Genomic DNA, 23,076 nt, shown 5'->3' with positions numbered 1-23,076 from the left:
ACGTTGCGGGCCTACAGCTTCCCGGTGGTTTCAAGCACCCGCGGTCTCGACCGTGATTTGCTGAATCGCCCGGAACGGCGCCAACAGTGATTCATCGGCCTGCGCAGAAGTGATCAACCGCCATTCGCGTTCGATAGGCGTCCAGTGTTGCTGGCGGGCGCGGCCGAGCTTGTCGGCGTCGGCGAGAACGAAAATCTGCGCCGCGCGCCGGATGATGCACTCTTTGAGATAGGCCTGCAGGTCGCTGGCTTCGCACAAGCCGAACTCCGCGACCACGCCATCTGCGCCCATGAACGCTTTGTCGACACTCAGACGACTGAGGGTCAGTTCGGCGAGCGGGCCCAGTGTGCTCATGCTTGAACCGCGCAGGTCGCCACCAATCAGCGTCAGCCTGATACCCGGCGCGTTGGCCAGGGTCATTACCGCGAGCAAGTTGTTGGTCACCACGTGCACGTTCTGCCGCGAGCAAAGATGCAAGGCCAGGGCCGCGCAGGTGGTGCCACCGTCGAGCAGTACAGTGTCACCATCCTCGACATGCATCGCAGCAGCCTTGGCAATGGCGTCTTTCTGGTCTCGCTGGGCAGCCTTGCGCTCTTCCAGCGAGGCCTCCGGCTCATGCACGCCAATCAGCGCAGTGGCACCGCCGTGGGTGCGCACCAGATGCCGCTGTTTGGCGAGCATGGTCAGGTCACGCCGCACCGTGGCTTCCGATACGCCAAGGGTGGCGCTCAGTTGCTCGACATTGGTGTCGCGTGCGCGTACCAATTCGAGAATGGCGCGATGACGATCAACGGCTTTCATGGACAGCCTCGTGGCACAAAGGCCGATGATCTTACACGACCCAGGTACAACAGCTCATCCCCGGCGCGTGGCCAGTTCGGCGCCCTGGCGCAACGCTTCCAGCAAACTGCGCTCGTCGGCAATGCCTTTGCCGGCGATATCGAATGCGGTGCCGTGATCCACTGAAGTCCGGATCACTTCCAGGCCCACAGTCACGTTGACGCCCGCTTCCAGGCCAAGCACCTTCACCGGGCCATGGCCCTGGTCGTGATACATCGCCACCACCAGATCGAAATCACCACGACCGGCGCGGAAAAACAGAGTGTCGGCAGGCAATGGCCCGGTCACGTCCAGACCTTGCTCCTGCAGCAGCTTCACTGCCGGGATGATCTTCTCTTCTTCCTCGCCATAACCGAACAGGCCGTTCTCGCCGGCATGCGGGTTGATGCCACAGACGCCAATCCGCGGTCTGGCGATGCCGGCCTTGATCAACGTCGCGTTGCCACGTTCGATGGTCCGCTGGACCAGCCCTGGTTCGATCTTGCGAATCGCGTCGATGATGCCAATGTGCGTGGTCACATGAATGACGCGCAGTTGCGGCGCGACCAACATCATCGACACTTCTTCGACGTTGGTCAGGTGCGCGAGCATCTCGGTATGACCAGGATATTTATGCCCGCCCGCATGCAGGGCTTCCTTGTTCAGCGGCGCGGTGCAGATCGCGTCGATCTGTTTCGCTTCGGCCAGTTGCACGGCGCGGGCGATGTACTGATAGGCGCCATCACCGGCAATCGGCGACAGCTGGCCGAATGGCAGGTCGGCCGGTATCAGGTCCAGGTCGATGCAGTCGATGACACCCGGCTCATACTGTGCTTCGGCGGCTTCCTTGATGCGACGAATCTTCGCGCTGCCCTTGACGATCTGGTTGGCCAGCTCCAGGCGCTTAGCGTCGCCGATCACCAGCGGCCGACACTGTTGATAGACCACGTCATGGGTCAGGCTTTTAACGATGATTTCCGGGCCAACGCCGGTGGCGTCGCCCATGGTGATGCCGATGATGGGCAAATAGTTACTCATGATTTTTTACCTTGTTGCGCAGGATTCGGTACCGAGCCTGAGGAGTATTCCTCAGGCTCTACAGCGTTATTCATGTGCAGCCATGCCGCGTACAGCGCGTGATCGGTGCCGAACGCACCCGCTTTGGTCACCACCCCGGGCTGGTAACCGTCACGGGTGGAAATCGGACGCCCAAAGGCTACGCCCGCTTCGATTTCGCAGAGCAGTTGCAAGCTGCCGATGCCCACTGCGGCAAGCATGGCGCGGGCGGTTTCGCCACCGGTCGCGACCAGCCCGCCGACATGGCCGAAATGCGGGCGCACCAGCGCAGCAAGCAGGGTCGACAATCGCGCACCTTCAGCCGGATCGAACGCTTCGTCGCGGCCGATGCGCAGCAGCAAATCATCGCCGCGACGCAGGGACTCACCGATGCGGATTTCCCAACCGGCCCAATCCGGGTGTGCCATGCCTTGGCGTAATACTGCGGGCGGCACCACCAGTTCACCGATGGCTGCGCGCTCCTTGAGCATTGCGCACTGCCGCTCGGAAACAGCGGACAGGCTGCCCACCAGCACCAGCGTCGGCGCGTGTTTCTCACGCGCGAACGCGGGACGTTGCGCAGCGTTCGCCAACCGTTCGGGCAATGCAGCGATCTCGCGCGCCAGGCCCCCGGAGCCGACCCAGAACAGCGGTTCGCTCGACTGTGTGGTGATCGCCGCCAGAATCTGCAGATCCTCGGTATTTTGCGCATCGACGATCAGTGCTTGCACGTCGCTGTTGGCGACCTCGGCGATATGCGCGGCCAGCGCCTGAGAATCCCCACGCAAGGATTCAAGCGTCAGCCTGGCGGTGCGCAGACCGGCGCCGGCAAGCAGCACGTCGATATCCGCCGGGCGGTCAGCATGTTCAAGCTTCCAGGTGTCGGTGGTTTCCAAAGGCTGGCCGTTGACCAGCACTTTGCCTTGCAGCGTCGTGCGGCCGGTTGCCGGAAACGCCGGGGCGACGATGGCCAGACCGGCCTGCGGTTGAAGCGCCGCGACTTCCGCAGCCCAGTTACCGCGCAAGGTCGAGTCGATTTTCTTGTACAAGCGTTGTCCGGGCTTGAGCAGCGTCTGGTACGCCAACAGCGTGCTGTCAGCCGCCTGCGCTTCAGACAGGCGCCGGGTATCGGTGTCGATGGCAATCACGCTGGCATCACCGGTGTCATGCGACGCATCGAGGGTCACTACCGTGCTCAGTCCGGCGCTGGCAAAAGCGATCGCACAATCGGCCGCTCCCGACAGATCATCGGCAATGATCAGCAATGTCATCGGATGGCCTCCCGCTCGGCGCTCACCTTGATCTCCTGATCAGCGTGACGCTCTTTGTAGCGTTTGGCGATCGTCGCGGTAAGAATCGGCGATAGAACAGCTGTCACCACCACACATGCAGCCACCAGTAACGTCGCAGAATTGGCGGCTTCGGTGTAGACCGGATTGGCGGCCGCCACCAATGCAGGCACCGCGGCAGCATTGCCGGCGGTATTGGCAGCAGCGACGCCGGCCACCCCGGTGCCCCCTGAAATCCGGTCGGCGAAATACAGCGGAATGCCAGTCAGCACCACCACCGCCAGACCTAGGCCAATGCCCAGCAAGCCGGCCTGCCAGACCTTGTGCAGGTCCAGGCTGGCACCCAGCGCCAGGGCGAAGAACGGGATCATCACCGGTACGGCCTTGGCCAGGAAGTCACGCATTTCGCGGTCCAGATTACCCAGCAGCATGCCCAGCAACAGCGGCAGAATCGCGCCGACCAGCGTCGGCCACGGAAACGCGGCCAGACCAGCGACACCCAGGGTGACCATGGTCAGAAACGGCCCGGACTCCAGCGACATGACCGAATAGGCGCCGACATCTTCGGAGCGTCCGTACTGGCCCATCAGGGCCATGTACAAGCCGCCATTGGTGTCGTTCATCGCCGCGACCACCGCCAGCGTCGACAGGCCGGCGAAAATGCCCGAACTGATCGGCTGCTCACCCAGGAAGTGCCCCATGATCACGCCGATCACGATGGCCGTACCGACCTTGGTGCCGAACAGCACACCGCCCTTTTTCAACAGATAGGGTGTGGCCTTGATATCGATGCTGGCGCCCATGCACACATAGAACACCGCCAGAATGGGCAATGAACCGGTGAACAGTGCATTGGTGAAAGAGCCGAAGAATTTCGGCATGTCAGGCAGAAACGTTGCGACCAGCGAGCCGATCAGCAAAGGCACGATCATCATGCCGCCGGGTACACGTTCAATGGTGCGCTTGATAGGAATCTGGGCCACGGGAGCACTCCTTGTTTTTATGTGTGTAGCGATGCGTGGTGCAACAGCTAAATGCTTGAAATTGACCGAACCGATCATTTTTATGATCGATTCACGCAAATCAGCTTATTCCATTCACACAAAACGCGCAAACCGATCATTTACGTGATTGGTTTGAGCATTAAGCAAAAACGTTCTACAGCCTCTGGAGGGACAACCACTCGACGTAGCCGGAACGGGCTGGCAGGCTGCTACCGAGTGCAGACTGAAATCACCGGAGCCCAGCATGTCCCACGCCTACAGCCCGCAGGAATGGCAACTCAGACAAGAGCTGGCCGCCTGTTATCGCCTGATCGCACATTACAAAATGACCGATCTGATCTTCACCCATCTGTCCTTGCGCATTCCCGGCCCCGACCACCATTTTCTGATCAACCCCTATGGGCTGCTGTTCGAAGAGATCACCGCGTCGAACCTGGTGAAAATCGACCTTCACGGCAACAAGGTCGAGTTCTCGCCCTACTCGGTCAACCCGGCAGGGTTCGTGATTCACAGCGCGATTCACAGCGCCCGGGAGGACGCGCACTGCGTGCTCCATACCCATACCAAGGCAGGCTGCGCGGTGGCAGCGCAGGAGGCTGGACTGTTGCCGGTAAACCAGATCTCCATGGAGTTCTACGATCGCGTCGGCTACCACGATTACGAAGGCATCGCGTTGGATCTCAGTGAGCAGCGGCGCCTTGTCGCTGACCTGGGCGATAACTCGGTGATGATCTTGCGTAATCACGGCTTATTGACCGTAGGCGACAGCGTTAAGCAGGCGTTTCTGCGTATGTATTATCTGGAGAAAGCCTGCGAGATTCAGGTGACCGCGCAAGCGGGCGGCAGCCTGCTCTTGCCGCCGGAGCAAGTGTGTCGGCGCACGGAAAGACAATTCAACGCGCCAGGACAAGGCGTCGCGGAGGATCAATTGAGCGATCTCGATGCCACGAACTTTGCCTGGGCTGCGTTGCTGCGGCTGCTCGATCGGGTGGCGCCGGATTACAAGACCTGAACCGGCCACGCTTGTAGCGGTTCGGCTTGCTAGCGGTGGCGCCCTCGAGGGCGCCGCCGTGCGGCTATAGGGGGCGGCAGACCTGGGTCCTGCAGCAATGCTTCGCAACGGGTAACATCACCCGCCTGCCGAAGGAGATTCGCCCCTTGCCCGACACTCGCTCCCCCGCCCTTGATGACATTGACCGCCAACTGATCGCCGCCTTGCAGATCAATGCTCGCGAGCCGGTCGCCAACCTCGCTCGTCAGCTGGGCATCGCCCGGACCACGGTCACCTCGCGCCTGGCGCGTCTGGAAAAATCAAAAATCATCACCGGCTACGGCGTGCGCCTGAGTCAGCGCGTGGTCGATGGCGGACTGCAGGCGTATGTCGGCATAACCGTGCAACCGCGCTCCGGCAAGGAGGTGCTGCGCCGGCTGACCGCTCTGGCCCAGGTGCAGCAATTGTGTGCGGTGAGCGGCGAGTTCGACTATGTGGCCTGGCTGCGCACCGATTCGCCGGAACAACTGGATCAATTGCTGGACCTGATCGGCAGTGTCGATGGGGTGGAAAAGACCACCACATCTATCATCCTCAGCAGCAAGATTGATCGCGGGCAACCGGTGTGAACAAAAGAAATCGTCGTTATGCCTGGTAGGCTCGTCACTTTGACGCACTTGTCTACATAACGACGACACTCTGCGCCTTATTAACGTCTCAACTGTTATCTAGACTTGTTCACTTTCGCGCCACAGCCGAACAAGGTCAGCCATGAAGAACAATCGCCACCCCGCCGACGGTAAAAAACCGATCACGATTTTCGGCCCGGACTTCCCGTTCGCCTTCGACGACTGGATCGAGCACCCCGCGGGCCTGGGCAGCATCCCGACGGAAAACCATGGCAAGGAAGTGGCGATCGTCGGTGCCGGTATCGCTGGTCTGGTCGCAGCTTATGAGCTGATGAAGCTGGGCCTCAAGCCGGTCGTCTACGAAGCCTCGAAGATGGGTGGCCGCCTGCGCTCGCAGAAGTTCGAAGGCGCCGAGGGCGTCATCGCCGAGTTGGGTGGCATGCGCTTTCCTGTGTCGTCCACCGCGTTCTACCACTACGTCGACAAGCTGGGCCTGGAATCGAGCCCCTTCCCCAACCCGCTGACTGCCGCCTCTGGCAGCACCGTGATCGACCTGGAAGGCACCACTCACTACGCACAGAAACTGTCGGACTTGCCTGCGCTGTTTCAGGAAGTGGCCGACGCCTGGGCCGACGCGCTGGAAGACGGCTCGCAGTTCGCCGACATTCAGCAAGCCATACGCGATCGTGATGTGCCGCGCCTCAAAGCGCTGTGGGACAAGCTGGTGCCCTTGTGGGATGACCGCACTTTCTACGACTTCGTCGCCACTTCCAAGGCGTTCGCCAAACTGTCGTTCTACCACCGCGAGGTGTTCGGCCAGGTGGGTTTCGGCACGGGCGGCTGGGACTCGGACTTCCCCAACTCGATGCTGGAAATCTTCCGCGTGGTCATGACCAACTGCGACGATCACCAGCATCTGATCGTCGGCGGCGTGGAACAGGTTCCACTGGGCATCTGGCGGCATGCGCCTGAGCGTTGCGCACACTGGCCAGCAGGCACCAGCCTCTCGACCTTGCACAGCGGCGCGCCGCGTACCGGCGTCAAACGTATCGCCCGTGCGCCTGACGGCAAGTTCGCGGTCACGGATAACTGGGGCGACACCCGCCATTACGACGCGGTGCTGGCGACGTGCCAAAGCTGGCTGCTGACCACCCAGATCGAATGCGAAGAGACGCTGTTCTCGCAGAAGATGTGGATGGCCCTGGACCGCACCCGCTACATGCAGTCGTCGAAAACCTTCGTCATGGTCGATCGGCCATTCTGGAAGGACAAGGACCCGGAAACCGGCCGCGACCTGATGAGCATGACGCTGACTGACCGCCTGACCCGGGGCACCTACCTGTTCGATAACGGCACCTATTCCAACGGCACCGAGAAGCCAGGGGTGATCTGTCTGTCGTACTCGTGGATGAGCGATGCACTGAAAATGCTGCCGCACCCGGTGGAAAAGCGCGTCAGCCTGGCGCTCGGTGCGCTGAAAAAGATTTATCCGAAGGTCGACATCGCCGCGCGCATCATCGGCGACCCCATCACCGTATCGTGGGAAGCCGACCCGCATTTCCTCGGAGCCTTCAAGGGCGCGCTGCCTGGTCACTATCGCTACAACCAGCGGATGTATGCGCACTTCATGCAAAAGGACATGCCCGACGAGCAGCGCGGGATTTTCATCGCCGGCGATGACGTCTCATGGACACCCGCCTGGGTCGAAGGCGCGGTGCAGACCTCGCTCAACGCGGTGTGGGGCATCATGACCCATTTCGGTGGCCAGACTCATGCCGAAAACCCTGGACCGGGCGACGTGTTCCACGAAATCGGTCCTATTGTGTTGCCGGAATAAGGAGTCTGCCATGCGTGTCGCCCTCTACCAATGCCCGCCACTGCCGCTGGACATCCAGGCCAATCTGCAGCGCCTCAACACCCAGGCGATTGAAGCGGCGGCGCAAGGTGTAGCGTTGCTGGTGTGCCCGGAGATGTTCCTCAGCGGCTACAACATAGGAGCGCAGGCAGCGCGTACGCTGGCGCAATCGAGCGACGGTCCGGCCGCCCAGGCGATCGCTGCGATGACCCGGGCAACCGGGGTCGCCATTCTCTACGGGTATCCGGAATTGAGTGCCCAAGGGCAGGTCTACAACGCGGTGCAGTTGATTGACGCTCACGGGGCACGCCTGTGCAATTACCGTAAGACGCATCTGTATGGTGAGCTGGATAAATCCATGTTCAGTGCGGGGGAAGAGCATTACCCGGTCGTTGAATTCAATGGCTGGAAGCTTGGTTTACTCATCTGCTACGACGTGGAGTTTCCGGAGAATACCCGGCGTCTGGCGCTGGCGGGCGCGGACCTGATTCTGGTGCCGACCGCCAACATGGCGCCCTATGACTTTGTCGCCGAGGTCACCGTGCGCGCCCGGGCATTCGAGAATCAGTGTTATCTGGTTTACGCCAACTATTGCGGCAGCGAGGATGACATTCATTACTGCGGCCTCAGCAGCATCTGTGCGCCAGACGGTAAACAGATCGGCCTCGCCGCACAGGATGAAGTGTTGGTGGCAGCGGATCTGGATCGCTTGCTGATGAGCGAGTCGCAGGCGATCAACACCTATTTCAAGGATCGCCGGCCAGGGTTTTATTCGGGGCTGCTGAAGTAACCTGCGTACCTGCAACCGCACGGCTTGCCGGTGTTGGCGCCCTCATAATGGCCGCCTCGGGCAAGCCGTGCGACGGCAACGGTCCGCCCACCCTGTACCAACCGGCTGCTGACATAAATCACCCTGTCGTTGGTAATCCGCTAGCATGACTCCTCAACTGACAGAGTCCGTGCGAAAACCGTCATGCCTGCGTCCGATTCGTCCACAACCCGCTCCCTGACCTTATCCAACGGCTTGCGTATCATGCTGTGCTCTGCGCCGCGCCTGAAGCGTTGCGCGGCCGCATTGCGGGTGGCCGCTGGCAGTCATGACGTGCCAGAGCAGTGGCCGGGGCTGGCGCATTTTCTGGAGCATTTGTTCTTCCTCGGCACGGCGCGTTTTCCTGCCGACGAAAACCTCATGGCCTACGTGCAGCGCCACGGCGGTCAGGTCAATGCGAGCACCCGCGAGCGCACCACCGATTTCTTCTTTGAGCTTGCGCCTGCCCCGTTTGCCGGTGGCCTGGATCGCCTGTGCGAGATGCTTGCTCACCCGCGCATGAGCGTGGTCGATCAACTGCGCGAACGAGAGGTGCTGCACGCGGAGTTTATCGCCTGGTCGCGGGACGAAGCTTCGCGCGCGCAGGTCAAGCGCTTGTTACCTATTTCGCCGAAGCATCCCTTGCGCGGGTTCCACGCGGGCAACCGCTTCAGCCTGCCTGTGCCGCGTCCGGCGTTTCAGCAGGCACTGCGGCACTTTTATGAAAAATTTTATCAGGCCGGTCAAATGACTTTGAGCCTCGCCGGACCGCAGTCGCTAGACGAGCTGCAGGAATTGGCGACAACCTTTGGTGGACTTTTCACTGCGGGCACTCGGATCGCACAACAGAAGCCGCCGACGCTGATGGATGAGTTCTCCGCACAGCGTGCGCAGACCGATCTGCGTCAGATGCATCTGATGTTTGTGTGCGAAGCATTGCCCCAAGGACATCAGCAAGCCGCGGCGTTTTTCTGCACCTGGGTGAACAACCCTCAGCCGGGAGGGCTGGTCGCGCACCTACGTGATCATGGGCTGATCGAATCGCTCAAGGCTGAGGTGATATATGAATTTGGCGGGCAGGTTTTGCTGGGTATCGATATCGGCCTGAAAAGCGCTATCGCGAGCAAGCTCTCTGCTCCAAGGGGAACGCCTTCACCTGTAGGAGCGAGCTTGCTCGCGATGCCTTCTCACCAGACTGCACAGATTTCAAGCCTGATTTTCAACTGGCTGGCCTTCTTCAAGACTCACTACACGCCGCTGCTCGCCGAATACGCCCTGCTCGAGCAGCGCCGCCTGGCTGTCGGCAGCGCATTGTCCCTCGCAAGGCACTTCAGCGCCGAAACCGTCAGCGTCGATCAGGCCGTCTGCGCACTCGATGCGCTACTGGGGCAGCTCACCCCGCAAAGGCTTCTGCAGGCACCATCGGCAATGCCGGTGTGCGAGACCATCGGTTGGCATCTACCCGAACCCAATCCTTTTTTACGTGCGGCCAGTGTGCCAGCACATCCATTTGCGCCCCCGCCGTCGTTCAGCTTCAGCGACAGCCTGCCCGTAAGCGGCGAGGCTAACGTCTATCTGCGCTGGACGCTGCATTCGGCGCAGCCAATGCTCGCCCTGATGCTCAGCGACAGCCTCAAAACCTTGACTGCCGACGCCCTGCAAGCGGGGGTCGCGCTGACGTTTTCCGCTTACGGCAGCCATTGGCAACTCAAGCTGACCGGGTTGGCCGACCCTATGCCAGACGTTCTCGGCCACGCCCTGAAGCTGCTGAGTCAGCCGGCGCCACAGACCCTGCTGCGCTACGGGCAAGCGGATCCCGAACCCGCCCTCATCCCGATCCGCGAGCTGCTCAAAACGTTGCCTGATCATTTTCTGAACAGCCCTGCCGGTGTTGAAACCAATGAGTTGCAGCGTGTCTGGGCCGAGGCCAGATGGATGGGCTTCGCTACCGGGCTGGGGGAGCAAAGCCAGCACGCCTTGACCCATGCCATGCAAGCGGTGCCGGGCAAGCCGGACCCTGCTCCGCTGCACTTGCCCGCTCAGACCCCAGTTCAAAGCTGGCAGACGCAGGCATCCGAATCCTCCGAGAATGCGGTGCTGGTGTTTTACCCCGCGCCCTCGCCCCCTATCGAGAACGAGGCGATATGGCGATTGTTTGCGCACCTGGTCCAGGCACCGTTCTACCAGCGCCTGCGTGTCGACATGCAGTTGGGCTACGCAGTATTCAGTGGTTTCCGACAGATTGCCGGTCACAGTGGAATGTTGTTCGGTGTGCAGTCGCCCACTGCCAGCGTGGGTCAGCTGTTCGAACACATCGAAACATTCATGAGCACTCTGCCCGGATTGATTGAAAACACTGATCTGTCTGCGCAAATCACGGCGCTTGGGGATCAGCTAGACCTGAACAGCATGGACAGCCAATCGGCAGGTGAAATGCTCTGGCAGGCCCATCTCGCCGGATACCGGGCCGATTACCCGGCAAGCCTGCAATATTCGTTCGCACAATTGCAGCGTGACCACTTGCTGCTGGTCGCCAGTCGGGTAGCGCTACCCGGGGCAGCGCGCCTTTATCTAGCGAATCGCTCTAGCCCAAGCGGATCGCCGCGTGAGAGGGCTTGATCGTTGCTTGAAATGCAAAAAGCTTTATCCAATATTTCATCATTGGCGCCCCGATAATTTTAGTAACATAGCTCCCTAAGCATTGGAACGTCTCCTCTCGCAGGTGTACTAAAGATGTACTCACCCACCGTTGCATTAACCCAGAAGGAGTCTTTTATGTGGACTAAACCTGCTTACACTGATCTGCGTATCGGCTTTGAAGTCACCATGTACTTCGCAAGCCGTTGATTTCTGCGCGGTGAGAAGCCTCGGTTCGCCGGGGCTTTTTTGTTACAGGATTATTGATTAATCATTCAGGGCTCACGGGCGCGGCGTTTGCGCGCAGCACCGGCCCCTGAGTACGGAGCACACATGCACATCCAGATTCTCGGTTCGGCCGCAGGCGGCGGTTTCCCCCAGTGGAACTGCAACTGCGTCAACTGCGCAGGTTTTCGCGACGGCAGCCTGCGCGCTCACGCTCGCACTCAATCGTCGATTGCCCTGTCAGATGACGGCGTGAACTGGGTCTTGTGCAACGCCTCCCCGGATATTCGCGCTCAACTGCAAGGTTTCGCGCCCATGCAGCCCAACCGTGGGCTGCGCGACACCGGCATCAGCGCAATCATCCTGATGGACAGCCAGATCGACCACACCACCGGCCTGCTGAGCCTGCGCGAGGGTTGCCCGCATCAGGTCTGGTGCACGGACATGGTCCATGAAGACCTGAGCACCGGCTTTCCTCTGTTCAACATGCTCAAGCACTGGAACGGCGGCCTGAGCTGGAACCGTATCGAACTGCAAGGCAGCTTCGTGATCCCGGCCTGTCCAAACCTGCGCTTCACCCCGTTTGCGCTGCGCAGTGCCGCCCCGCCCTACTCGCCGCACCGCTTCGATCCGCATCCGGGCGACAACATCGGCCTGATGGTCGAGGATCTGAAAACCGGCGGCAAGCTGTTCTACGCCCCGGGGCTGGGCAAGGTCGATGATGCCCTCATGGAAAAGATGAGCGGCGCCGACTGTCTGCTGGTGGACGGCACAATGTGGGACGACGATGAAATGCAGCGTCGCGGCGTCGGCACCCGCACTGGCACGCAGATGGGCCATCTGGCGCAGAACGGCCCCGGCGGCATGCTCGAAGTGCTGGAGAAACTCCCCCGCCAACGCAAAGTGCTTATTCACATCAACAACACCAATCCGATTCTCGACGAAGATTCGCCCGAGCGCGCTGAGCTGGCACGCCGCGACGTTGAAGTGGCCTTTGATGGCATGAGCATCGAGCTGTAGCAACACGGCTTGCGGGCGGTAGCGACCTTCAGCCTGTCACCGCCGGCAAGCCGGACTGCTACAGAGTCTGCAGTGAGCCAGTGCCTGGTGCAGACGCGTTGGAATACACCACAGAACCTGCGACGGCTGATTAAGGAATGTGTGACATGACTGAGCCAACGGCACTGTCCCCCGCTGAATTCGAACAGGCCCTGCGTGCCAAGGGCGCGTACTACCACATCTATCACCCGTTTCATGTGGCAATGTACGAAGGCCGCGCCACCCGCGAACAGATTCAGGGCTGGGTCGCCAACCGCTTTTACTATCAAGTGAACATCCCGCTCAAGGACGCCGCGATCCTTGCCAACTGCCCTGACCGGGAAATCCGCCGCGAATGGATTCAGCGCCTGCTCGACCACGACGGGGCGCCTGGAGAAGACGGCGGTATCGAAGCCTGGTTGCGTCTGGGTCAGGCGGTCGGGCTGGACCCGGACCAACTGCGTTCGCAAGAGCTGGTCCTACCCGGTGTTCGTTTCGCCGTCGACGCTTATGTGAATTTCGCCCGCCGTGCCAACTGGCAGGAGGCCGCCAGCAGCTCGCTGACCGAACTGTTCGCGCCGCAGATCCACCAGTCGCGCCTGGACAGCTGGCCGCAGCATTACCCCTGGATCGACCCGGCCGGCTACGAATATTTCCGCACCCGCCTGGGCCAGGCCCGCCGCGACGTGGAACATGGCCTGGCGATCACCCTGCAGCACTACACCACTTGGCAAGGCCAGCAGCGCATGCTGGAAATCCTGCAGTTCAAACTCGACATATTGTGGAGCATGCTGGACGCCATGAGCATGGCGTACGAGCTGAATCGCCCGCCTTATCACAGCGTCACCGATCAACGCGTCTGGCACAAAGGAATCGCCCTATGACCTTCGACCGCGCACACGTGCCTAGCTGGCGTCGCGGCTATCGCTTCCAGTTCGAGCCTGCACAGAACGGCCACGTATTGCTGTACCCCGAAGGCATGATCAAGCTCAACGAGAGTGCCAGTGAAATCGGCGGGTTGATTGATGGTCAGCGTAGCGTCGAGGCGATCATCGGCCTGCTTGACGAGAAATTCCCTGGCGTTCCCGAACTCGGCACCGATGTCGAGCAATTCATGGAGGTCGCGCGTGCAGAACACTGGATCGAACTTGCCTGAGTCGACGGTAGCCGAGCCCAACGTGCACATTCCGCCCACCCCACCCGTGGGGCTGCCACTGTGGCTGCTCGCCGAGCTGACCTATCGCTGCCCGCTGCAATGCCCGTACTGCTCCAACCCGCTGGATTTTGCCAAGCAGGGCCAGGAGCTGAGCACCGAGCAGTGGTTCAAGGTCATGGCCCAAGCCCGGCAGATGGGCGCGGCGCAGATCGGCTTTTCCGGCGGTGAGCCGCTGGTTCGACAGGATCTGGCAGCGCTGATAGCCGAGGCTCGTCGCCTGGGTTTCTACACCAACCTGATCACCTCCGGGATCGGCCTGACCGAGCAAAAGATCATCGACTTCAAAGAGGCCGGCCTGGACCACATCCAGATCAGCTTCCAGGCCAGCGATGAGCAAGTGAACAACATGCTCGCAGGCTCGAAAAAAGCCTTCGCGCAGAAGCTGGAAATGGCCCGTGCGGTGAAGAAACATGGCTACCCGATGGTGCTCAACTTCGTCACGCACCGGCATAACATCGACAAGATCGACAAGATCATCGAGCTCTGCGTGGCGCTGGAAGCGGACTTCGTCGAATTGGCCACCTGTCAGTTCTACGGCTGGGCGCAGCTCAACCGCGTTGGCCTGCTGCCGACCAAGGATCAACTGGTGCGTGCCGAACGCATCACCAACGAGTACCGGGTAAAACTGGCCGCCGAGAACCATCCAGTCAAACTGATCTTCGTCACCCCCGACTATTACGAAGAGCGCCCGAAAGCCTGCATGAACGGCTGGGGCAACCTGTTCCTCACTGTGACCCCGGACGGCACCGCCCTGCCCTGTCACGGCGCGCGCCAGATGCCGATCCGGTTCCCCAACGTGCGCGATCACAGCATGCAGCACATCTGGTACGAGTCGTTCGGGTTCAACCGGTTTCGCGGTTATGAATGGATGCCCGAGCCGTGCCGCTCCTGCGATGAAAAGGAAAAGGACTTCGGCGGCTGCCGCTGCCAGGCCTTCATGCTGACGGGCGATGCCAGCAACGCCGACCCGGTGTGCAGCAAGTCGCCGCAACACGGCTTGATCACCCAAGCGCGCGACGAAGCCGAGTATGCTAGCCAGACCATTGAGCAACTGGCCTTTCGCAATGAACGAAACTCGCGCCTCATCGCAAAATCCTGATCTGTTTTCTGCCGCCCAGGCCGTGGCGGCAGGCATTGATTTCGCCGAGTTGAGCGTCAGTCCCGCTGGGCTGTTCTGGAATGAATTTCGCCCGCAGGATGCAGCTTCGCGCATATGGCGCCGGAGCAACGGCGTCACCTCTTGCCTGACGCCCGATGGCTTCAGCGTCCGCAGCCGGGTCTATGAATACGGCGGCGGTTCGTTCTGCCTGACCGACGACGCGGTGGCCTTCGTCAACGAAGCCGACCAGCAGATCTACCTCCAGCCGTTTGCCTGCGACACCCCCCTGGCCCTCACCCAAGGCGACAAGCGCTACGGCGATCTGCGCTTTGCCCGTGGGCAGATTCTGGCGGTCGAGGAAGATCAGGACGTGCATCGCCTGATTGCCATCGAGCTGATGAGCGGCCGGCGTGACGTTCTTGCCGAAGGCGCGGATTTCTACGCATCACCGATCCTGAGCCCTGATGCAGATCGATTGGTCTGGATCGAGTGGTGGCGTCCGCACCAACCCTGGACGTCGACCCGACTCATGAGCGTCGAGCGCCTGGCCGACGGCAACTGGGGTCGAGCACGCTGCCTGGCCGGCGGACTGGGGCTGGAGGCACTGCAACAGCCGCGCTTTGACGCTCAAGGCCGCTTGTATTGCCTGACCGATCGCGGCGGGTTCTGGCAGCCGTGGGTGGAAACGCTGGAAGGCCTGGAGTCGTTACCCGCAGCCACGGCCGATCACGCGCCTGCACCTTGGCAGCTGGGCGGTTCGAGCTGGCTGCCGCTGAACGCTGGCGCGTACCTGGCGACCTGGTCCGAAGAGGGTCAGGGCGTGCTGGGCATACGCTCAGGCGATGGATCGGTGGAAGATTTGGGCGGTGACTACAGCCGCTTTCGCAGCCTGGCGACGGATGATCAGTTCATCTACTGCATCGCGGCATCGGCGGTCAGCCCGTCTGCGGTGATCGCCGTGAGTCGATCGGATAAAAGCGTTCAAGTGCTGGCTGGCGGGGTTTCACCGCTGCCTGCCGAGCGCATCAGCCGCCCGCAAATCCTGCGCTACCCCAGCGGAGCGGGCGAGGCGCACGGCTATTTCTACCCGGCCATGAATGGCGAGGAAAAACCGCCGCTGGTGGTGTTCATCCATGGCGGCCCGACTTCGGCCTGTTACCCCGTGCTCGACCCGCGCATTCAATACTGGACGCAACGCGGCTTCGCGGTCGCCGACCTCAACTACCGCGGCAGCACCGGTTACGGTCGCGCCTATCGACAGGCACTGTTCCTTGAATGGGGGGTGGTGGATGTCGAGGATGCTTGCGCGGTGGTCGATTATCTGGGCGATCAGGGTCTCATTGATCCGGACAAGGCCTTCATCCGTGGCGGCAGCGCTGGCGGTTACACGACCTTGTGCGCCTTGGCCTTCAAGGATGTGTTCCGCGCGGGCGCAAGCCTGTACGGGGTCAGCGATCCACTGGCGCTGGCCGAGGCCACGCACAAGTTTGAAGCGGACTACCTGGACTGGCTGATCGGCGACCCCGACATCGACATGGTTCGCTACCGCGAGCGCACGCCCCTGCTGCATGCCGGGCAGATCAAGGTGCCGGTGATCTTCTTCCAGGGTGAACTCGACGCGGTGGTCGTCCCCGCCCAGACCCGTGACATGCTCAATGCGCTGCTGGAAAAGGGCATCCCGGCCGAGGGCCACTTTTACCCCGGCGAACGCCATGGCTTGCGCATGGCCAGCAACCAGGCTCACGCGCTGGAGACCGAATGGGCGTTCTATCGCAAGGTCATTGATGGTTGAAACAACCAGCGGATCCCTGGACGGCGTCGATGTGTGGACAGCCAACACCCGGTAGCAGTCCGGCTTGCCGGCGGTCGCGATCTTGAGCGCGCTATCGCCGGCAAGCCGAGCGGCTACAGGACTCGGCGCCACGACCGCAGTGCACCGTAGCCGCGAACGGAAAAGACTTACTTACGGCTGGCGATGATGTAGACCGCATGGATGATGCCGGGGAAATAGCCCAACAGGGTCAGCAGGATGTTGAGCCAGAAGGCGCCAGCGAAGCCGACTTGCAGGAACACGCCCAAGGGTGGCAGCAGGATTGCGATGATGATGCGAATGATATCCATGGGTGCAGCTCCAGATTAGTGAGATGGCCCATTCGAGCCACACAGCTAATCGACCCTGTGAGGTTTCAGGGGTTCCGCCCGGAATATCACCAAGCCATCACTTGGCAGACAAAAAAACGCCCCGCGCCAAGGTGACCGGCGCGGGGCGAAGCGTACAAAACGCAAGACGGTTTGAGAAAGTGTTAAAGGCCGGTCACGCCATGAGCCCTGTTGCCTGTGCCTGGCGCTGCGGGCGGGGGTGTTGAATGTCACGTGGCGGGCTCGGCACCGTTGGCTGCACAGCGCTTGCCAGGTCGTCGATCACGGCAGTGCAGGCCTGACCTCGCGCAAGCAATGCAGAACTGCGCGGGCTGCGGTTCGAATGGTCGCCCAGCACCACGATATCGGCACGTACGCCATAGGTGTCCTCGCTGAGCAAGCCACCGTGCTGGCCGACCGTGCCTCGAGCTTCATTGACTATCAGCAGGATGTTCAGCGCTCGACAGAGACTGGCCACACCCTGGACATACGCGTGGGACGCCGGGGTAACGACGCTTTGCCCCTGGATCGGCTCCAGCACCACAGCCACTGTTCGGGAGTCCACGGCAGCGTTGAGCGCGGTCAGGTCATTGAACGGCACCCGCGCGACATCGCTGGCCATTGATTCGATCAGCGCGTCGAAACGACCGCCGCTGGCGATCACCACACCACATTGGCCACGCCGGTGGCGCTCACCCCATTTGCGCGCCAGGGTCATGGCCCCGGCGAACGCATCGTGCTCATTGATGAACAAAGCCGCCTGGTCACTGCCGGTGCGCTGACGCAGGCGTTGCAGGGGGGAAAGCAACGCAGCGTGATCAAGCTCGTCGCCGTCGCAGTTTTCAGAGGGGCGCATGCGGTTGAACAGGTTCATGCGCGCAGCCCTTCCAGTGGCAAGCCCAGGAGTCGATCACTCCAGTCCTCGACACGACCGGTACGCAACCGCTTGAGCGCGATGTCCCGCCAGCGTGAGGAGAGCGCCGGGCAATCCACCAGCTTTTTCAGGCCCACATGTTCAAGGGGCTCATGATAAAAACTGCGCAGGGCCCAGGCGACGGTAAGGCCAGGATAGCTGCGCTGGATCAACTCGAATGAATCCTCAGGGCTGACGAATCCGGGCTTGAGCACGCGATAAAACCACCCACAACGCCCGGTGTCCTGGGCATGCTGCGGCAGCGCCTGGATGCCCCATGTGTGGCTCAAGCGGTAACAGGCCGAGCGCGGCTGGCTGATCTGCAGCAACGCGCCGCCCCAGCGGAACATATCGCCAAGGCAGACATGCTCTTCAGTCAGGCCGTGGGAAGACAGGTTTTCACCGAATGACGGGGCGCACCAGTCGATGTGCGGGTAATGCTTGCGCCAGTACGCATAGTGCTCGGCGGGATAGTGGTGCAGGGCGCGCTCGGGCCCGGTATGGAAGCGCGGATCACCGTGCTCGTCATTGCCAAGGCCCTGCGGCCAGAGCCACAAACGTCGGTCCAGTCGATGCTTATCGATATCGCTGATCAACCCTTGACCAAGATTTTTCGCTTTACCTATGTAAACACCATCGACTCGAACACTGTTCATCGCGCTGTACGGCCCTGTAACCCCTGTGAGTTGGGCGTAGACTATGCGCCAACAGGTCACACCACCATTTCGATTTCCCAGCCATTTCGATAAGAATTACTTATGGATTTTCGCCAACTGCGTTATTTCGTCGCGGTCTACGAAGAAGGTCATGTAGGCCGCGCCGCCGAGCGCCTGTCATTGTCACAACCGGCGCTGTCGCAACAGGTTCGTCAGCTGGAACACAGTCTCGACGTCAGCTTGTTCGAGCGCAGCAGCAAACGCCTGCTGCCGACCCTGGCCGCTCACACGCTGTACAACCATGCAGTGCCCCTGCTCGATGGCATGCAGCGGGCGCGCGACGCATTGCGCAATTTCAAAGGGCAATCGCAAAGGACGCTGGCCATCGGCGTGATGCAGACGGTGCATTCAAGCCTGGTGCCACAAATGCTGGAGCACGTGCGCAAAGCCCAGCCGCATCTGGTGGTGCAGATCTACGAGCTGAGCGCGATGGAGATCGAACGACGCCTGCTCAACGGTTCGCTGGATATCGGCATCAGCTATCTGCCGCCACGCCAGCCGGGGTTGCACGGGATGCTGCTGTACGAAGATGAACTGAAACTGGTCATCCCCAACACTCATCCATTGCGCGAATTCAAGAAAGTCTCGATGAGTCAGGCGGCCGAGCTGCCGATGTTGTTGCTGGGCGAAGAGTTTCAGGTGCGGCAGATATGGCAGAGCCAACTCGCCAATCTGGGTCGCCGCGCGCATGTGCAGGCTGAGCTGAATAACATGGCGGGGATTCTCGACAGCCTGGCACACATGAAGCTGGCCACCGTGCTTCCGGGGCGTGCGCAGGGGATCCAGGACAACGATGACTTGCTGTGGAAGCCGTTGAGCGAGCCCAGGGTGGCGCTGCAGATCGGGCTGGTGTTTCGAGATGCGCAGAGACAGCAGACAACCCTTGAGCTGCTCCGGTCTGTGCTGGAGGAAGTGGTGAACCCGACAACCGGGCCGTTTGAAGGGTCGTGATCCGGCGTGCAGGGTTTAAAAGAAGCAGATAAAAGAAAACCCCGCCGAGGCGAGGTTTTCCAGACTGTTTCCCTTTGACTTCCCTTTCTCCCCGCCATCCTGGCAGGCAATCCCTACGTGTCCCTGTTATCTGTTTGCGCATCCTGCGCTACGTCCATGTGAGTAGATTAACTTTGGATCCATTTAAGCGCTAGAGCCAATTGGCATCACGTTGTGTAAGCAAATGCTTACACAACGCCGCCTCACCTTAGAATTGCTCGGCGCTGAGCAGATACAACGGCTCGCTGCCGGCCTTCACCGACGTGGCAAGCGATTGGATGCGTGGCAACAGACGGGCGAAATAGAAGCGCGCAGTGCCCAGTTTGCTGGCGTAGAAGTCTTCCTGAGATTCTTTGCCCAGGGCTGCCTTGGCCATCATCGCCCACATGTACGCATAGGCTGTGTAGCCGAAAACATGCAAATACTCGACAGAGGCCGCACCGATCTCGTTCGGATTGCTGCGTGCGCGATCCAGCACCCAGTCGGTCAGCTCATCCAGCGTCGTCAGCGCGGCGCCGAGCGGTTTGGTGAATTCGGCCAGAGCGCTGTCGGAGGACGCGATGAACTTGCGGACCTCATCGCAGAACAGCCGGTAATAAGCGCCCCCGCTGGCCACTACTTTACGCCCCATCAGGTCCAGCGCCTGGATACCGTTGGTGCCTTCGTAGATCTGGGTGATCCGCACGTCGCGGACCAACTGCTCCTGGCCCCACTCGCGGATGTAACCGTGGCCGCCAAACACTTGCTGGCCATGCACAGTGATGTCCAGCCCCATGTCGGTCAGGAAAGCCTTGGCGACGGGCGTCAGCAGCGCAACCAATGCATCGGCACGTTCACGCACTGTCGCGTCTTCGCTGTATTTGGCGGTGTCCAGCTGCATGGCCACGTAGGTGGAGAAGGCACGACCGCCTTCATTCAGCGCTTTCATGGTCAGCAGCATACGACGCACGTCCGGGTGAACGATGATCGGGTCAGCGACCGTGTCCCTGGACTGTGCACCGGTTGGCGCTCGGCTTTGCAGACGGTCACGGGCGTACTCGATGGCGTTCTGATAAGACCGCTCGCCGGATGCCAGACCTTGAATGCCGACGCCCAGACGCTCGTAGTTCATCATCGTGAACATGGCCGCCAGGCCTTTGTTCGGCTCACCGATCAGATAACCTGCGGCCTGATCGAAATTCATGACGCAGGTGGCCGACGCCTGAATGCCCATCTTGTGTTCGATGGAGCCGCAGGAAACCGTGTTGCGCTCACCCAGACTGCCGTCGCCATTGACCATGAACTTGGGCACCAGGAACAGCGAAATGCCTTTTGGTCCCGCAGGCGCGTCCGGCAGCTTGGCCAGCACCAGGTGAATGATGTTTTCGGTGAGATCGTGCTCACCGCCAGTGATGAAGATCTTGGTGCCACTGATCAGGTAGGAGCCGTCTGCCTGAGGCTCGGCCTTGGTGCGGATGATGCCCAGATCCGTACCGGCGTGAGCCTCGGTCAGGCACATGGAACCGGCCCAGATACCTGCATACATGTTCGGCAGATACGTGGCTTTGAGCGCTTCGGTTGCGTGGGTATTGATCGAAACACAGGCGCCTGAAGTCAGCATCGGATACAGGCCGAAGGCCAGGCTCGCGGAGTTGACCATCTCTTCAACCTGCGCAGACACCGCCTTGGGCATGCCCATGCCGCCGAACTCGGGGTTGCCGCCCACGCCCACCCAGCCGCCTTCGGCGTAGGTTTTGTAGGCCTGAACGAAACCGGCCGGCGTCGTCACGGCGGTGTCTTTCCAGTGACAGCCTTCTTCATCGGCTGCGCGGCTCAGCGGCGCTACGGATTTGCCCGTGACCTTGCCCGCTTCCTCGAGGATCGCCTCGACCGTCTCGGCATCAACCGCCTCGGCCAGCTCAGGCAGCGTGGCCCAGAGCCCGGAGACGTCGAATACTTCATTGAGGACGAAGCGCATATCGCGCAACGGCGCTTTGTAGTCAGCCATGGCAAACCTCGCAAACAGCAGCAGATAACCCGGAAAAGAGACGCCGCGTGATTGCCGCGGCGCCGGTGTGTCAGTTGCTCCGAGTGTACATGAACACCATTTGCGACACATAGGGTCAGGTAGTGACCATATATCTAGTTTTGGTCACAACCAGTCGATTAATACGACAAGGCCTTCACCTGACAGTGAAAGCCTCTTCATCCGCAAGAATAGGGAAGCGTATCAGCTGGCGGCGGCCATTCTGACGGCACCGCGCTTGTTGGTCTGCCCATGGGCGATCACACAATTTCGGCCTGCGCCCTTGGCGGCATACAGCGCCTGATCGGCGGCCTTGAGTACCTCCTCAGGATTGCGATGCTCCGGCTGACGCTCGGCAACGCCAATGCTGACGGTCACTGAAACCGCCGAGGCTTGCGCGCCTGCACGGCGCTGGCGGCCCTGCTGATCGTCATTGGGGCGGTTTTCCTGATTACGCAGCTGAATCGAGTAGCTGGCGATGGTCTCGCGAATGACTTCCAGATGCGGCATGCACTCTTCCAGCGTCTTGCCGGCGAAGACGATGGCGAACTCTTCCCCGCCATAACGGTAGGCCCGCCCGCCGCCGTTGGTGATCTTCGACAATTTGCTGGCCACCAGACGCAGCACCTGATCGCCGACGTCATGGCCGTGGGTGTCGTTGAATTTCTTGAAGTGGTCGACATCGCTCATCGCCAGCACATAGTTACGACCCAGGCGCTGCATCCGCTCATTGAGCGCTCGTCGTCCCGGCAGCCCCGTGAGCTCATCGCGGAACGCCATCTGGTAAGCCTCGTGCGCGACCGCTGCGGCGATCATCAGCATCACCTGGCTGCACATGATGTTCAGCGTGAACGGCAGGATGAAGGTCTTGGGCAATGCCCAGAACAGGCCTAGCAGACCGACCAGCTGAGCAGCATGCAACGGCCGTGGCTTGCGCACGTACTGGGTGATCAGCACCGCAAAGGCCAGCAGGAAGGTGGCATAGGACAGCTGGATCAGGCTCATCCACTCGCCGTGCAGCGAAGGCCAGCGTATGTCGGCCAGCCAGGCCAACAGACCCTCCGGGAAGCTCTGCTCCATGCCGAGGGCGACACTGCCCACCGCCACGAACACCGCCAGCCGCGCCACCAGGTCCTGAAACAGGTGGGTGCGCTCTTCCCAGGCAGCATAAAGGCCATACATGACCGGTAGCAGCAGGCAACACAGATGGAACACCACCGCTGCGTCTTCACGCACCTTGCCGTTGTCGCGGTAATAGTCGGTCTGGGTGTCGAGCAGGAAATAGGCGAGGTACACCGTGATCATCAGAAACAGTTCGCGCTGGCGTTTGTACACGCCGCAATACGCACCGCCGAGCAACAGGACCAAGGTAGGAAGCACGTTGAACAGTGAGGTGAAGAACACGTTCAGGTCCTTCACGTAGGCAGCCGCAAGACCCGCAAGTAAAAGCGCAAATGACGGTAAAAAATGGCTGAGACGTGCAGCGGAAGGGCGCAGCAAGAAGACTATCTCCTACCCGTACGGAGCGAGTTCAAATCGAATGGCATTGTGCCTGTATCGGCCAGCTCACCGATTTGATGAGGAGAATTGTGCGACGAATCACTATTTTTCTGTGGCTTGGGTGATCCCGCCGTCACGATATTTGGG

21 protein-coding genes are annotated in these 23,076 nt (G+C 60.9%); 12 read left to right on the top strand and 9 right to left on the bottom strand.

The features are described from left to right. Positions 1-30: 30 nt before the first annotated feature. The 4 genes from ACI2KS_RS21055 to ACI2KS_RS21040 are packed head-to-tail and all read right to left on the bottom strand — an operon-like array spanning position 31 to position 4,147. Positions 31-801, bottom strand: coding sequence for a DeoR/GlpR family DNA-binding transcription regulator (locus tag ACI2KS_RS21055; protein ID WP_404622932.1), 771 nt, complete (start codon positions 799-801; stop codon positions 31-33). Between the two features lie 54 nt (positions 802-855). Next, the gene (gene pdxA / locus ACI2KS_RS21050) at positions 856-1,857 is read right to left on the bottom strand and encodes a 4-hydroxythreonine-4-phosphate dehydrogenase PdxA (RefSeq protein WP_404622931.1); all 1,002 of its coding nucleotides are present in this window, start codon (positions 1,855-1,857) and stop codon (positions 856-858) included. Continuing rightward, positions 1,854-3,146 carry a four-carbon acid sugar kinase family protein gene (locus ACI2KS_RS21045; protein WP_404622930.1) on the bottom strand — a complete coding sequence of 431 codons (1,293 nt, stop codon included), beginning with the start codon at positions 3,144-3,146 and terminating at the stop codon, positions 1,854-1,856. Before ACI2KS_RS21045 ends, pdxA begins: the two co-directional genes overlap by 4 nt. Continuing rightward, complete coding sequence (locus tag ACI2KS_RS21040; protein WP_404622929.1) at positions 3,143-4,147, bottom strand: 2-keto-3-deoxygluconate permease; 1,005 nt, start codon at positions 4,145-4,147, stop codon at positions 3,143-3,145. Before ACI2KS_RS21040 ends, ACI2KS_RS21045 begins: the two co-directional genes overlap by 4 nt. Positions 4,148-4,412: 265 nt before the next feature. Between ACI2KS_RS21040 and ACI2KS_RS21035 the strand changes: the two genes are divergently transcribed. From ACI2KS_RS21035 to ACI2KS_RS20985, 11 genes are all read left to right on the top strand, one after another. Beyond that, a complete protein-coding gene (locus ACI2KS_RS21035) occupies positions 4,413-5,180 on the top strand; it encodes a class II aldolase/adducin family protein (RefSeq protein ID WP_404622928.1) in 768 nt (255 codons plus the stop codon). Positions 5,181-5,326: 146 nt separating this feature from the next. Then, positions 5,327-5,788: an Lrp/AsnC family transcriptional regulator gene (locus ACI2KS_RS21030; protein ID WP_404622927.1), complete on the top strand. Its 462-nt coding sequence runs from the start codon at positions 5,327-5,329 to the stop codon at positions 5,786-5,788. Positions 5,789-5,930: 142 nt separating this feature from the next. Beyond that, positions 5,931-7,625: a flavin monoamine oxidase family protein gene (locus ACI2KS_RS21025; protein WP_404622926.1), complete on the top strand. Its 1,695-nt coding sequence runs from the start codon at positions 5,931-5,933 to the stop codon at positions 7,623-7,625. Between the two features lie 10 nt (positions 7,626-7,635). Further along, positions 7,636-8,433 carry a carbon-nitrogen hydrolase family protein gene (locus tag ACI2KS_RS21020; RefSeq protein ID WP_404622925.1) on the top strand — a complete coding sequence of 266 codons (798 nt, stop codon included), beginning with the start codon at positions 7,636-7,638 and terminating at the stop codon, positions 8,431-8,433. A gap of 183 nt (positions 8,434-8,616) precedes the next feature. Further along, positions 8,617-11,070: a pyrroloquinoline quinone biosynthesis protein PqqF gene (pqqF, locus tag ACI2KS_RS21015; RefSeq protein ID WP_404622924.1), complete on the top strand. Its 2,454-nt coding sequence runs from the start codon at positions 8,617-8,619 to the stop codon at positions 11,068-11,070. A 156-nt stretch (positions 11,071-11,226) separates the two neighbouring features. Continuing rightward, positions 11,227-11,298, top strand: a complete 72-nt coding sequence (gene pqqA / locus ACI2KS_RS21010) for a pyrroloquinoline quinone precursor peptide PqqA (RefSeq protein WP_008365141.1) — start codon at positions 11,227-11,229, stop codon at positions 11,296-11,298. A gap of 123 nt (positions 11,299-11,421) precedes the next feature. Next, complete coding sequence (gene pqqB / locus ACI2KS_RS21005) at positions 11,422-12,333, top strand: pyrroloquinoline quinone biosynthesis protein PqqB (RefSeq protein ID WP_404622923.1); 912 nt, start codon at positions 11,422-11,424, stop codon at positions 12,331-12,333. A gap of 146 nt (positions 12,334-12,479) precedes the next feature. Further along, a complete protein-coding gene (gene pqqC / locus ACI2KS_RS21000) occupies positions 12,480-13,235 on the top strand; it encodes a pyrroloquinoline-quinone synthase PqqC (protein ID WP_404622922.1) in 756 nt (251 codons plus the stop codon). Beyond that, complete coding sequence (gene pqqD / locus ACI2KS_RS20995) at positions 13,232-13,507, top strand: pyrroloquinoline quinone biosynthesis peptide chaperone PqqD (RefSeq protein WP_404622921.1); 276 nt, start codon at positions 13,232-13,234, stop codon at positions 13,505-13,507. Before pqqC ends, pqqD begins: the two co-directional genes overlap by 4 nt. Beyond that, positions 13,479-14,666: a pyrroloquinoline quinone biosynthesis protein PqqE gene (gene pqqE / locus ACI2KS_RS20990; protein ID WP_404622920.1), complete on the top strand. Its 1,188-nt coding sequence runs from the start codon at positions 13,479-13,481 to the stop codon at positions 14,664-14,666. The genes pqqD and pqqE overlap by 29 nt, the downstream gene beginning before the upstream one ends. Then, a complete protein-coding gene (locus tag ACI2KS_RS20985; protein WP_404622919.1) occupies positions 14,632-16,458 on the top strand; it encodes an alpha/beta hydrolase family protein in 1,827 nt (608 codons plus the stop codon). Before pqqE ends, ACI2KS_RS20985 begins: the two co-directional genes overlap by 35 nt. Before the next feature lie 167 nt (positions 16,459-16,625). Here the strand turns inward: ACI2KS_RS20985 and ACI2KS_RS20980 are convergent, their stop codons facing one another. From ACI2KS_RS20980 to ACI2KS_RS20970, 3 genes are all read right to left on the bottom strand, one after another. Then, complete coding sequence (locus ACI2KS_RS20980; RefSeq protein ID WP_081564967.1) at positions 16,626-16,787, bottom strand: YqaE/Pmp3 family membrane protein; 162 nt, start codon at positions 16,785-16,787, stop codon at positions 16,626-16,628. Between the two features lie 193 nt (positions 16,788-16,980). After that, positions 16,981-17,679: an aminotransferase class III-fold pyridoxal phosphate-dependent enzyme gene (locus ACI2KS_RS20975; RefSeq protein WP_404622918.1), complete on the bottom strand. Its 699-nt coding sequence runs from the start codon at positions 17,677-17,679 to the stop codon at positions 16,981-16,983. Next, positions 17,676-18,374, bottom strand: coding sequence for an MOSC domain-containing protein (locus ACI2KS_RS20970; RefSeq protein ID WP_404622916.1), 699 nt, complete (start codon positions 18,372-18,374; stop codon positions 17,676-17,678). Before ACI2KS_RS20970 ends, ACI2KS_RS20975 begins: the two co-directional genes overlap by 4 nt. A gap of 102 nt (positions 18,375-18,476) precedes the next feature. On the opposite strand from ACI2KS_RS20970, the gene ACI2KS_RS20965 reads away from it, so the two are divergent. Next, the gene (locus ACI2KS_RS20965) at positions 18,477-19,385 is read left to right on the top strand and encodes a LysR family transcriptional regulator (RefSeq protein ID WP_404622915.1); all 909 of its coding nucleotides are present in this window, start codon (positions 18,477-18,479) and stop codon (positions 19,383-19,385) included. A 247-nt stretch (positions 19,386-19,632) separates the two neighbouring features. Here the strand turns inward: ACI2KS_RS20965 and ACI2KS_RS20960 are convergent, their stop codons facing one another. Both ACI2KS_RS20960 and ACI2KS_RS20955 read right to left on the bottom strand, forming a co-directional pair. Beyond that, a complete protein-coding gene (locus ACI2KS_RS20960; protein ID WP_404622914.1) occupies positions 19,633-21,411 on the bottom strand; it encodes an acyl-CoA dehydrogenase C-terminal domain-containing protein in 1,779 nt (592 codons plus the stop codon). Between the two features lie 222 nt (positions 21,412-21,633). Then, entirely contained in the window at positions 21,634-22,929 is a 1,296-nt protein-coding gene (locus ACI2KS_RS20955; RefSeq protein ID WP_404622913.1) for a GGDEF domain-containing protein, read from the bottom strand. Positions 22,930-23,076 lie beyond the last annotated feature (147 nt).

The organism is Pseudomonas sp. NPDC087358 (genome assembly GCF_044900785.1).
Taxonomy (GTDB): domain Bacteria; phylum Pseudomonadota; class Gammaproteobacteria; order Pseudomonadales; family Pseudomonadaceae; genus Aquipseudomonas.
The sequence above is the reverse complement of the archived record's forward strand: the minus strand, read 5'-3'. Positions and strand labels throughout refer to the sequence as shown.